The following is a 12,573-nucleotide window of genomic DNA, read 5'->3' on the forward strand; positions in this document are numbered from 1 at the left end:
GTGTGAATTCGCCGTTACATCCCGTAACGATTCTTAGCAATTTCTCACAACTGTCGAGAACATACAAAAATATTTGGGGTTTTACAGGATGCTGGTCGCCATTGTGTTGTATCTGCGCTAACGGACCATGGGAGATATCGTATTCTTGGAACAAGATCGAATTTTATTTGCTTTTGTGTAGCCGCTCGGCGGAGCCACCGTATGCGCGGCGCTACGAGCGTTTGCGGTGCAATGCCGCGGCTGATAACGATCTGCTAGACTGGACTGTGTTGCAATTAGGACACTTTCATGTTGATAGCAATGCACTCCGGAGGGCGGACCCATCCGCTCCATCACCCTCGCTGAAAAGGAATGCTCATGAATCGTTATCTCAGCACCGCGGCGGCCCTTGCCTGTACCTCTCTGCTCTGCTCGCATGCTGCCGCCGCCGTGCACACCACCGCATCGTCCGCATTTGCCAACGTCCAGTTCGGTGTGATCGATCTCACGCCGGACGATGGCGTCGCCGCGGGGTACCAATTCGGTCCGCGCAGCACGGAATTCGAAGCCAGCTTCACCAACGGCGATCACCACGATTTCGACAGGTTCGATCCAGCCCTCCCCGTCCCGGTCAACGCGCAGGCAAGTTATTACGGTTACTGGGCGTCAGCCACGACGAACGGGCAGCTGGGTAACCTGCAGACCGCGGTCGATACCGGATCGCTGCAGCGCCACGGTGACGGCGCGTACGGATCGGCGTGGCAGAACGTGTCGATCCTCCTCAAGGCACACAGCGCTTTTACCGTGGCCGGCCGGGCGGACGCTTCGGTGCAGACCAGCGACCCTGCCTTGCCCATCCTGCCGGGCCGGGCATCCTTCGGCGTCTTTTTGAACTACGTATCGCTGGATCAACCTCACCAGAGCTTCTTCCATCACCTGGAGCTGGGCAACGGAGCATCGTCCTTGAGTTACGGCGACACCTTCTCGCTGATCGCTCGCAACGATCTCGACCACGATATCGCGCTCAACCTGTCCTTCAGCAGCTATGCCGCCGCCTGGGCCAACGTCCTGGCGGTACCGGAACCGACGACCTACCTGATGCTGGGCGCCGGCCTCCTCGTGCTGGGAGCACGGCGCCGCCTTGCGCAACGCGCCGGTTGAGGGAATCCGGAGCCTGAGCGCACCATTGGCAATGGCGCGGCCACCGCAGGCCTGGCGCCGCGCCACGCCGACACGAAGGTAGCCACTCGCGGCCGGGTGCCGGGAAGCGCCCGGCATTGCCACTCGTGCCGGGCTCGGCCCCGACCCCGGCCGATGCGATAGTCGCCCCATGGACCACTACATGCTACTCAAACTGCTGCACGTGCTCAGCTCGACGGTGCTGTTCGGCACCGGCATGGGCATTGCGTTCTTCAAGTGGATTACCGACCGCAGCGGCGACGTGCGGGCGATCCGCGTGGTCACCGAACGCGCCGTGCTGGCGGACTGGCTGTTCACCACCCCCGCCGTCATCGTGCAGCCCGTCACCGGCTTCGCCATGGTCTGGCTGGCCGGTTATCCATGGCTCAGCACCTGGATCGTGTCGTCGGTCGCGCTGTACCTGCTGGCCGGCGCCTGCTGGCTGCCGGTCGTATGGCTGCAGATCCGCATGCGTGACCTGGCGCGGGTCGCCGACGCCACCGGCAGCGCCCTGCCCCCGCTGTACTGGCGCTACCAGCGGCTGTGGTTCCTGCTCGGCATCCCGGCCTTCACTGCCCTGGTCGTGATTTTCTGGCTGATGCTGAACAAGCCTGCTTGACACCGCCGGTTTGCGGCTCCGCGTGAAGCCGGGCTGCGAAGCACCGGCAAAAAAAAACCGGAGCTCGAGGCTCCGGTTTCCTTATGCCTGGATGGCAGTGCCATCCACGCGAATCGATTACTGCAGCTTGATCTCGACGTCCACGCCAGCCGGCAGGTCCAGCTTCATCAGTGCGTCAACGGTCTTGTCGGTCGGATCCACGATGTCCATCAGGCGCTGGTGGGTACGGATTTCGAACTGGTCGCGCGAGGTCTTGTTCACGTGCGGGGAACGCAGCACGTCGTAACGCTGGATGCGGGTCGGCAGGGGAACCGGACCTTTGACCACGGCGCCGGTGCGCTTGGCGGTGTCAACGATTTCCAGTGCGGACTGGTCGATCAGTTTGTAGTCGAAAGCCTTCAGGCGGATGCGGATCTTTTGATTCGGGGTGGACATGCTGATTCCTTAAAAAGAACGAACCGGGCGGCGAAACACCTGCTCCGGCAATGTAGAAATATGCAACGCTTTACAACACTACTGCTTCAACATAAAAGCAGCGGGACCGGCATGATATCACGCCCTGTCCCGCCGCATCAACGCTAAAGCTTAGCCCAGGATCTTGGCTACAACACCCGCGCCGACGGTACGGCCGCCTTCACGGATTGCGAAACGCAGGCCTTCTTCCATGGCGATCGGGGAGATCAGCTTGACGGTGATCGACACGTTGTCGCCCGGCATGACCATCTCTTTGTCCGCTGGCAGCTCGATCGAGCCGGTCACGTCCGTCGTACGGAAGTAGAACTGAGGACGGTAGTTGTTGAAGAACGGGGTGTGACGGCCGCCTTCATCCTTCGACAGGACATAGATCTCGCCGGTGAAGTGGTTGTGCGGCTTGATCGAGCCCGGCTTGGCCAGAACCTGGCCACGCTGCACGTCTTCACGCTTGGTGCCGCGCAGCAGCAGGCCGACGTTGTCGCCAGCTTGACCCTGGTCCAGCAGCTTGCGGAACATTTCCACGCCGGTGCAGGTGGTCTTGACGGTGTCGATGATGCCGACGATTTCGATTTCTTCGCCGACCTTGATCACGCCACGCTCGACACGGCCGGTCACCACGGTACCGCGGCCGGAGATCGAGAACACGTCTTCCACAGGCATCAGGAAGGCGCCGTCCACAGCGCGCTCAGGCGTCGGGATGTAGGTGTCCAGTGCGTCCGCCAGGCGGATGATGCACTCTTCGCCCATTTCGCCAGGCTGGCCTTCCAGGGCCATACGTGCCGAACCTTTGATGATTGGCAGGTCGTCGCCAGGGAACTCGTACTTGGACAGCAGCTCGCGCACTTCCATTTCCACCAGTTCCAGCAGTTCCGCGTCGTCGACCAGGTCGCACTTGTTCAGGAACACGATGATGTAAGGCACGCCAACCTGACGGGCCAGCAGGATGTGTTCGCGGGTCTGCGGCATCGGGCCGTCAGCTGCGGAGCACACCAGGATCGCGCCGTCCATCTGGGCAGCGCCGGTGATCATGTTCTTGATGTAGTCGGCGTGGCCTGGGCAGTCAACGTGCGCGTAGTGACGGGCAGCGGTTTCGTACTCGACGTGCGCGGTGTTGATCGTGATGCCGCGTGCTTTTTCTTCCGGAGCAGCGTCGATCTGGTCGTAGGCCTTGGCTTCGCCGCCGAATTTCTTCGACAGCACCGTTGCGATTGCCGCGGTCAGCGTGGTCTTGCCGTGGTCGACGTGACCGATGGTGCCGACGTTGACGTGCGGTTTAGTCCGCTCAAACTTACCTTTTGCCATTTTATTTCTTCCTTAGAACTATGATTTAAGGTTGTCCGGCCGGGGTTTTGCCCCGGCCGATAAACGCTATTCTGATTTATTTCGCTTTCGCGGTCACGATCGCGTCGATAACGTGCTTCGGCGCTTCGGAGTAGTGCTTGAATTCCATCGTGTAGGTTGCACGGCCTTGCGTTGCGGAACGCAGCGAGGTCGAGTAACCGAACATTTCGGACAGCGGAACTTCGGCCTTGATGATCTTGCCGCCGCCGCCCGGGATTTCGTCCATGCCCTGCACCATGCCGCGACGGGACGACAGGTCGCCCATCACGTTACCGGCGTAGTCTTCCGGCGTTTCCACTTCCACGGCCATCATCGGCTCGAGGATGACTGGGGATGCCTTGCGGCAGCCGTCCTTGAATGCCATCGAACCGGCCATGCGGAACGCGTTTTCGTTCGAGTCCACGTCGTGGTAGGAACCGAAGGTCACGGTCACTTTCACGTCGACCACCGGGTAGCCGGCCAGGACACCGGTGTTCAGCGTTTCGCGCACACCTTTTTCCACTGCAGGGATGTATTCGCGAGGAATCACACCGCCCTTGATGGCGTCGACGAACTCGAAGCCCTTGCCCGGCTCTTGCGGTTCGATCGTCAGCACGGCGTGGCCGTACTGGCCGCGACCACCGGACTGCTTGACGAACTTGCCTTCCACGTCGGTGACGGTCTTGCGGATCGTCTCGCGGTAGGCAACCTGCGGCTTGCCGACGGTGGCTTCCACGCCGAATTCGCGCTTCATGCGGTCGACGATAATTTCCAGGTGCAGCTCGCCCATGCCGCCGATGATGGTCTGGCCGGATTCTTCGTCGGTCTTCACGCGGAACGACGGGTCTTCCTGTGCCAGGCGGTTCAGCGCCAGGCCCATTTTTTCCTGGTCGGACTTGGTCTTCGGCTCGACGGCCTGCTGGATCACCGGCTCAGGGAAGACCATGCGTTCCAGGATGATCACCGCGGTCGGATCGCACAGCGTTTCGCCGGTCGTCACGTCTTTCAGGCCCACGGCAGCGGCGATGTCGCCAGCGCGCACTTCCTTGATTTCTTCACGCTGGTTGGCGTGCATCTGCAGGATGCGGCCCAGGCGTTCCTTGCGGTTCTTCACCGAGTTCAGCACGGTGTCGCCCGAGTTCACGGAACCCGAGTACACGCGGAAGAACGCCAGCTGGCCAACGAACGGGTCGGTCATGATCTTGAATGCCAGCGCGGAGAACTTCTCGTCGTCCGAAGCGGTACGGGTGACAGGCTGCTCGTCGTCGTCGGTGCCGCCGACCGGTGGGATGTCCACTGGCGAAGGCAGGTATTCGATGACGGCGTCCAGCATGGCCTGCACGCCCTTGTTCTTGAACGCGGTGCCGCACATCATCGGCACGATTTCCGAAGCGATCGTACGGGCGCGCAGCGCCTGCTTGATCTCGGCTTCCGACAGGTCGCCTTCTTCCAGGTACTTGTTCATCAGCTCTTCGCTGGATTCGGCGGCCGCTTCGACCATCTTCTCGCGCCACTCGGCGGCTTGCGCCTGCAGGTGTGCCGGGATGTCTTCGTAGTCGAACTTCATGCCCTGGGATGCGTCATCCCAGATGATCGCCTTCATCTTGACCAGGTCGACCACGCCGGCGAACGAATCTTCAGCGCCGATAGGGATCTGGATCGGCACCGGGTTGGCCTTCAGGCGAGCGCGCATCTGCTCGTAGACCTTGAAGAAGTTGGCACCGGTACGGTCCATCTTGTTGACGAAGGCCAGACGCGGCACTTTGTACTTGTTAGCCTGGCGCCACACGGTTTCCGACTGTGGCTGCACACCGCCCACTGCGCAGTAGACCATGCAGGCACCGTCCAGCACGCGCATCGAACGTTCCACTTCGATCGTGAAGTCGACGTGGCCCGGGGTATCGATGATGTTGATGTGGTGCGGCTGGAAGTTGTTGGCCATGCCTTTCCAGAAGCAGGTCGTGGCCGCGGACGTGATCGTGATGCCGCGCTCTTGTTCCTGCTCCATCCAGTCCATGGTGGCGGCGCCGTCGTGCACTTCACCAATCTTGTGGTTCACGCCGGTGTAGAACAGCACGCGCTCGGTGGTGGTCGTCTTACCAGCGTCGATGTGAGCGGAAATACCGATGTTGCGGTAGCGCTCGATGGGGGTCTTGCGGGCCATAATGAGATCCTAAATCTTTGAATGGACAAAACCGAGCGACACTTTTGAATCAAAAATGCGCCCGGCTTGAACAAAGGCCGGTCTTGCCGGCCGGAGTGTTTAGAAGCGGAAGTGCGAGAACGCCTTGTTCGCTTCTGCCATGCGGTGCACTTCGTCACGGCGCTTCATTGCGCCGCCGCGGCCTTCCGCAGCTTCCAGCAGCTCACCACCCAGGCGTTGCGGCATCGACTTTTCGCTGCGCTTGTTCGCAGCTTCGCGCAGCCAACGCATGGACAGGGCCAGGCGGCGCACTGGGCGCACTTCAACCGGCACCTGGTAGTTCGCGCCGCCGACACGGCGGGACTTCACTTCAACCATTGGCTTGGCGTTGTTGATCGCTGCGGTGAACACTTCCAGCGGATCCTTGCCGGATTTTTGCTGGATATGGTCGAATGCACCGTAGATGATGTTTTCTGCGACCGACTTCTTGCCGGACAGCATCAGAACATTGACGAATTTGGCGACTTCGGTGTTGCCGAACTTTGGATCCGGCAGAATTTCGCGCTTGGGTACTTCACGACGACGTGGCATGTCTATTCCTTCCTGTCTTCAGTTGAGTGCCTCGTTCGGCACTCGCGTGGGCCATCATGGCCTCACACTTACTCGGTCTCGCGACCGCCTCAACTCATTGTGTATGCGACTAAGTACGACTTAGTGCAGAAAATTACTTCTTGGCTGCCTTGGCGCGCTTGGCACCGTACTTCGAGCGAGCCTGCTTACGGTCCTTGACGCCCTGGGTATCCAGCGAGCCGCGAACCATGTGGTAACGCACACCCGGCAAGTCTTTCACACGGCCGCCGCGCAGCAGCACGACACTGTGTTCCTGCAGGTTGTGGCCTTCGCCGCCGATGTACGAAATGACTTCGAAACCGTTGGTCAGGCGCACCTTGGCAACTTTACGCAGTGCCGAGTTAGGCTTCTTCGGAGTGGTGGTGTACACGCGGGTGCACACGCCACGCTTTTGCGGGCAGTTTTCAAGTGCCGGCGATTTGCTCTTCACGACCAGGGCGGTACGTGGGTTGCGAATCAATTGATTGATGGTTGGCATCGTTCTAAATCCAACAAAATTACTGCTATTGACAACCCGGGCAGCCGAATCACAGCTGAATCACAGCTGAGTCGTGCTCCCGGGGGCTAAAACCAGTCTCCAGAGCCGCGCTCGCGAAAGACGCAAACAGCCACCCCTTCTGAAGGTGGCGCTGAAAAAGCGTATACGAGGTGCAGACTAAATTGAGAACTCGCGAGTATAGACGGAGCGCAAAGCCCAGTCAACTGATTTGCAAAGCAATTAAGCGCGGCAACGGCTGCCCGGCGGCATGAAAAGCACCGATAATAGCGCCCCATGCCCGTGTGCGCGTCCGTCGCGCGCCGTGGCTGGCGCGCCGGCCCCTGCGCGCCCATCTGTGCGCATGCCGCTTGTGCGCTCATCCGTCATGCCATTGCTCATCCGGGGCCTGCCCGTCCGATATCGCCGTATGCCACCGTTGCTCCAGAATTTGCGCTGGCCGCGCCCGGCCCACCTGTTCATCCTGCTCAGTTACCTGGCGCTGTCGCTGGTGCCGTGGATCCGCATCCTGCTCGACAATCCCGTGCGCGATGGCTGGCAGATCCTCGGCATCGAGATCGCCGCCTGGACCGCCGTCTGGGCGGTGTTCAAGCGCCCGGCCTATTTTCACTGGCTGCTGATCCCCGCGTTCATGGCGCTGCCCACGGAAATCTACCTGCTGGCGTTCTATGGCCAGGGCATCTCCACGCACCACCTGGGCATCCTGGCAGAAACCAGCCCCGTCGAGGCACTCGAATTCCTCGGCGGCACCGTATGGACGATGCTGGCCGTGATGGCCGGCGTGGCCGCCTGGTGGGTGATGACGTTCCGCGCCGCGCGCCAGACCCGCGGCCTGGACTGGCAGGGTGCGTCGCGCTGGGTGGCCCTCGCGCTGCTGGGCGGCTTCGCGCTGCTGGCGGCCTATGCGTGGGAATTCGGTGCCGGCAAAATCCCCTCCGCCTCCGCTTCGGCCTCCGCCCCGGCGCAGGCCGGCGACGGCAGCCGCGGCGCCCACGCCACCGGCTGGCCGTTGCCGCCGCTGCCGCAATGGGCCCGCCCGCCCGTGCACTTCAAGTCCTTCATCGATTCCTGGCCGTTCGGCCTGGCCGCGCGCGGCATCGATTTCTACCGCGAGCGGCGCTACCTCGCCCAGCTGAACGAAACCAGCCGCCATTTCAGGTTCGGCGCCGACCAGCCCGGGGCCGACGACGTACCGGAAACGATCGTGCTCGTGATCGGCGAATCGTCGCGCCAGGACCGCTGGAGCCTGTTCGGCTACGGGCGCGAGACCAACCCGCTGCTGGCCCGGGAAGCCAACCTGGTACCGCTGCCGGACGTGATCACGGCGGTCTCGGCCACGCGGCTGTCGGTCCCCGTGATCATTTCCCGCAAGCCGGCGCGGCAGAGCCTGAAAGATGGCTTCAGCGAAAAATCCTTCATCACCGCCTACAAGGAAGCGGGCTTCCGTACCTGGTGGCTGTCGAACCAGATCTCGTTCGGCAAGTTCGACACGCCGGTGTCCGTGTTCGCCCGCGAGGCGGACGTGGTGCAGTTCACCAACCTGGGCGGCTTCTCGGACAAGTCCACGCTCGACGAGGTCTTGTTCGAACCGCTGCGCGTGGCGATGGCCGACCGCACGCCGAAAAAGCTGATCGTGCTGCACACGCTGGGCAGCCACTGGAACTACAGCCAGCGCCACCCGCAGGCGTTCGACCGCTGGCAGCCATCGCTGTTCGGCATCGACAAGCCGGTCTATACCGACATCGCCATCAAGCCGCGGCTGAACAACAGCTACGACAACACCATCCTGTACACCGACTGGTTCCTGGCGCAGGTGCTCGATCGCCTGAAATCGGCCAGGCAGCCGGCCGCCCTGCTGTACGTGGCCGACCATGGCCAGACGCTGTACGACGGCGCCTGCCGCATCGCCTTCCATGGCCACAACACGCAATATGAATTCCGCGTGCCGGCATTCATGTGGTACTCGGAACAATATGGCGACCGCTACCCGGACAAGGTGCGCCAGCTGCACCGGCACCGCAAGGCGAAACTGGCCACCGAAAACATGTTCCACACGCTGCTGGACATGGCCGACATCCGCTACCCCGCCGACCGCCTGGAATGGAGCTTCCTGTCCCCTACCTTCAAGCGCCACACCCGCTGGGTGGACAGCTATGGCTGGACGGACTACGACAACGCCACGCTGAAGGGCGATTGCCGCGAAGTCATCGCCAAGAAACCGAAAAAACGGCGATAGCAACTGGACAGCTGCGCCGGACGCTACCGGACAGTACCGGACAAGACCGGACGGCGGACACGCCACACTGAAACGCTGTAAAAACAATTACTTAGCATCTGGCACGGTTTCTGCAATGTAAAAGGCAACATTGACCTTGCAGGCCCCACCATGATCCGCGACACCTCCCACCAGGACACCGTCCTCGCCACGCCCCCCGGCCGGCAATGGCAGCGCCGCGCGCTGCTGGCCGGCGGCGTGGCCCTGCTCGCCGCCGCCGCCTTCCTGGCAGTGCGCAACTGGTCCGCCAGCGAGCATTCGGTCAGCGCGGCGCGCCTGCGCGTCGCCGAAGTCACGCGCGGCACGCTGGTCCGCGATGCCGCCGTCAACGGCCGCATCGTGGCCGCCGTCAGCCCCACGCTGTACTCGACGGCGCCCTCCTCCACCGTCACGCTGAAGGTGCGCGCCGGCGATACCGTGAAACAGGGCGATGTGCTGGCCGTGCTGGAATCGCCCGACCTGACCGACGAGCTGAAGAAAGAGCAGTCGAGCTACCAGGAACTGGCCGCCGAAGTGGCGCGGCAGCAGATCCTGGCACGCAAGCAGAAGCTGCTGGCGCAGCGCGATGCCGACACGGCCGAGATCGAACGCCTGTCCGCGCAGCGCACACTGGAGCGCTACGACGGCGTGGCCAACGAAGGCGTGGTCGCCAAGATCGATTACCAGAAAGCCAGGGATGCGCTGCGCGCCGCCGAGATCCGGGCACGCCATGCCATCCAGGCATCCACGCTGGAGAAGGACGATGTCGACCTGGCGCTGCGCACGAAAACGGCGCAGCTGGAACGGCAGAAGCTGGTGCTGGCCAATGCCCGGCGCCGCGTCGACGAGCTGACCGTGCGCGCCCCCGTGGACGGCTTCATCGGGACCTTGAGCGTGGCCAACCGCAGCGTGGTGCAGGCCAACACGCCGCTGATGACGCTGGTCGACCTGTCCGCGCTGGAAGTCGAACTCGAAGTGCCGGAAACCTATGTCAACGACCTGGGCCTGGGCATGCGCGCCGAGATCACGGTGAACGGCGCCACCACGCCCGGCAAGCTGTCGGCCCTGTCGCCGGAAGTGGTGAAGAACCAGGTGCTGGCGCGCGTGCGCTTCGAAGGCCGGCAGCCTGACGGCCTGCGCCAGAGCCAGCGCGTGCAGGCACGCCTGCTGATCGACGAGAAAGCCAATGTGCTGCTGCTGCCGCGCGGGCCCTTCGTGGAATCCGAAGGCGGCCGCTACGCCTACCTCGTGCAGGATGGCGTGGCCGTGCGCACGCCGATCCGCATGGGCGCCACCAGCATCAACGCCGTGGAAATCCTGTCCGGCCTGAAACAGGGCGACAGGGTCGTCGTCGCCGGCACCGAAACATTCGAGAACGCCAAGCGCGTCGCCATCAACAAGTAAGCAGTCAAGTAAGCAGTCATCACTCACTTCCGACAAGAGGCCACCATGCTGCGCATGCAAAACCTGAGCAAAGTCTATCGTACCCACATGATCGAAACGCACGCGCTGCGCGGCTTCGAGATTCATGTGAAACAGGGCGAGTTCGTCACCGTCACCGGGCCGTCCGGCTCGGGCAAGACGAGTTTCCTGAACATCGCCGGTCTGCTGGAGGAATTCACCGCCGGCGAATACATCCTCGATGGCATCAACGTGAAAGGCATGGACGACAACGCCCGCTCGAAGCTGCGCAACGAGAAGCTGGGCTTCATCTTCCAGGGCTTCAACCTGATTCCCGACCTGTCGCTGTTCGACAACGTCGACGTGCCGCTGCGCTATCGCGGCTTCAACGCGGCCGAACGGAAGGAACGCATCGAGGATGCGCTGGCCAAGGTGGGCCTGGCGTCGCGCATGAAGCACTACCCGGCCGAGCTGTCGGGCGGCCAGCAACAGCGCGTGGCGATTGCCCGGGCGCTGGCCGGCACCCCGAAGCTGCTGCTGGCGGACGAACCGACCGGCAACCTCGACACGCAGATGGCGCGTGGCGTGATGGAACTGCTGGAGGAGATCAATGCCCAGGGCACCACGATCCTGATGGTCACCCACGACCCCGAGCTGGCCACCCGCTCGCAGCGCAACGTGCATATCATCGATGGCCAGGTATCGGACCTGGTGCGCAAGTCGCCCACGCTGGCGGCGTAAGGAGACGGCATGTTCTCGTCCCATATGTTCGGTTATTACTTCAAACTGGGCCTGCGCAACCTGCGCCGCAACCCGGCGCTGACGGCGCTGATGGTGCTCACGCTGGCCATCGGCGTGGCCGCCAGCGTGTCGACGCTGACGATCCTGCATGTCATGTCCGGCAACCCGATGCCGCACAAGAGCGAGCGGATGATCTCGGTCGTGTTCAACAACGGCCCGCTGGAAGGCTATTCGCCGGGCGACAAACCCAACGACGACCAGGTCAGCTACACCGATGCGATGAATCTCCAGGCCAGCGGCCAGGGTGCGCGGCGCACGGCGATGATGGGGCTGGGCGGCACGATCCAGCCGGATCGCAAGGATATCGCGCCGTTCGTCGTCACCGGCGGCGGCCCCTATCGCGATTTCTTCGCCATGTTCGAGATTCCCTTCCTGCATGGCCAGGCGTGGAGCGAGGCGGACGACAAGGCGGGTGCCGACGTGATGGTCCTGACCCGCGCGCTGTCGGAAAAGCTGTATGGCAACGACAACCCGGTGGGCCGGCGGCTGCGCTACAACGGTTTCGATTTCCTGATCACGGGCGTTATCGACAATTGGGATCCGATCCCGCGCTTCCACCGCATCGTGGGCATGGGCGCATTCGACGAGGAGGATGAATTCTTCCTGCCCATGGCAACGGCCGTGCGGCACGAATGGAACAACAGCGGCAGCACCAATTGCACCAGCAGCGCCGGTGCCGGCTACCAGGCCTTCATCCGCTCCGAGTGCACCTGGATCCAGTTCTGGTTCGAGCTGCACTCCGCGGCCGACCGCGCCGCGTTGCAGGACTGGATCGACGGCTATGCGGCCGAGCAGCGCAAGCTGGGCCGCATGCCGCGCAATGCACCGAACCACCTGTACAACCTCACCGAATGGCTGGAACACCTGAAGGTGGTTGGCAACGACAACAAGCTGTCGGCCTGGCTCGCATTCGGCTTCCTGCTGCTGTGCCTGGTGAACACCGTGGGCCTGTTGCTGGCGAAGTTTTCCGTACGGGCGCCGGAAGTTGGCGTGCGCCGCGCCCTGGGCGCCTCGCGCAAGGAGATCTTTCATCAATTCCTGGTCGAGACGGCCGTCATCGGCCTGGCCGGTGGCGTACTGGGCCTGCTGCTGGCACTGGGCGCACTGGGCCTGATCTCGCTGCAGTCGAAAGAGCTGGCGCTCGTGGCGCGGATGGACTGGGCCATGCTGTGCGTGACGTTCGCAATGGCCGTGGCCGCGGCGATCCTGGCCGGCCTGCTGCCCACCTGGCGGGCCTGCCAGGTGACCCCTGCCCTGCAACTGAAATCCCAATAGGA

General features: G+C 62.8%; 11 protein-coding genes. 6 read left to right on the forward strand and 5 right to left on the reverse strand.

What is annotated here, in order from left to right; all coding sequences use genetic code 11:
- The first annotated feature begins 357 nt into the window (after positions 1-357).
- Together EYF70_RS26845 and EYF70_RS26850 are read left to right on the forward strand one after the other, a co-directional pair.
- Entirely contained in the window at positions 358-1,140 is a 783-nt protein-coding gene (locus EYF70_RS26845; protein ID WP_165497799.1) for a PEP-CTERM sorting domain-containing protein, read from the forward strand.
- 181 nt (positions 1,141-1,321) lie between these two features.
- Positions 1,322-1,777, forward strand: a complete 456-nt coding sequence (locus EYF70_RS26850; RefSeq protein ID WP_229420580.1) for a DUF2269 family protein — start codon at positions 1,322-1,324, stop codon at positions 1,775-1,777.
- Positions 1,778-1,894: 117 nt separating this feature from the next.
- Here the strand turns inward: EYF70_RS26850 and rpsJ are convergent, their stop codons facing one another.
- The 5 genes from rpsJ to rpsL form a co-directional block, all read right to left on the reverse strand.
- The gene (gene rpsJ / locus EYF70_RS26855) at positions 1,895-2,212 is read right to left on the reverse strand and encodes a 30S ribosomal protein S10 (RefSeq protein ID WP_050409777.1); all 318 of its coding nucleotides are present in this window, start codon (positions 2,210-2,212) and stop codon (positions 1,895-1,897) included.
- A 150-nt stretch (positions 2,213-2,362) separates the two neighbouring features.
- Positions 2,363-3,553 carry an elongation factor Tu gene (gene tuf / locus EYF70_RS26860; RefSeq protein WP_130186564.1) on the reverse strand — a complete coding sequence of 397 codons (1,191 nt, stop codon included), beginning with the start codon at positions 3,551-3,553 and terminating at the stop codon, positions 2,363-2,365.
- 76 nt (positions 3,554-3,629) lie between these two features.
- On the reverse strand, positions 3,630-5,735 hold the full coding sequence (gene fusA, locus EYF70_RS26865) for an elongation factor G (RefSeq protein WP_131148105.1): 2,106 nt from the start codon (positions 5,733-5,735) through the stop codon (positions 3,630-3,632).
- Positions 5,736-5,834: 99 nt separating this feature from the next.
- Positions 5,835-6,305: a 30S ribosomal protein S7 gene (rpsG, locus tag EYF70_RS26870; RefSeq protein ID WP_130186566.1), complete on the reverse strand. Its 471-nt coding sequence runs from the start codon at positions 6,303-6,305 to the stop codon at positions 5,835-5,837.
- Positions 6,306-6,438: 133 nt separating this feature from the next.
- Positions 6,439-6,822 carry a 30S ribosomal protein S12 gene (gene rpsL / locus EYF70_RS26875; RefSeq protein WP_130186567.1) on the reverse strand — a complete coding sequence of 128 codons (384 nt, stop codon included), beginning with the start codon at positions 6,820-6,822 and terminating at the stop codon, positions 6,439-6,441.
- A gap of 427 nt (positions 6,823-7,249) precedes the next feature.
- On the opposite strand from rpsL, the gene EYF70_RS26880 reads away from it, so the two are divergent.
- The 4 genes from EYF70_RS26880 (at position 7,250) to EYF70_RS26895 (ending at position 12,571) form a co-directional block, all read left to right on the forward strand.
- Positions 7,250-9,076, forward strand: coding sequence for a phosphoethanolamine transferase (locus tag EYF70_RS26880; protein WP_131148106.1), 1,827 nt, complete (start codon positions 7,250-7,252; stop codon positions 9,074-9,076).
- A gap of 150 nt (positions 9,077-9,226) precedes the next feature.
- Positions 9,227-10,498, forward strand: a complete 1,272-nt coding sequence (locus tag EYF70_RS26885; RefSeq protein ID WP_131148107.1) for an efflux RND transporter periplasmic adaptor subunit — start codon at positions 9,227-9,229, stop codon at positions 10,496-10,498.
- A 45-nt stretch (positions 10,499-10,543) separates the two neighbouring features.
- Entirely contained in the window at positions 10,544-11,236 is a 693-nt protein-coding gene (locus tag EYF70_RS26890; protein ID WP_131148108.1) for an ABC transporter ATP-binding protein, read from the forward strand.
- 9 nt (positions 11,237-11,245) lie between these two features.
- On the forward strand, positions 11,246-12,571 hold the full coding sequence (locus tag EYF70_RS26895; RefSeq protein ID WP_307722085.1) for an ABC transporter permease: 1,326 nt from the start codon (positions 11,246-11,248) through the stop codon (positions 12,569-12,571).
- Positions 12,572-12,573 lie beyond the last annotated feature (2 nt).

The organism is Pseudoduganella albidiflava (assembly GCF_004322755.1).
GTDB lineage: Bacteria > Pseudomonadota > Gammaproteobacteria > Burkholderiales > Burkholderiaceae_D > Rugamonas > Rugamonas albidiflava.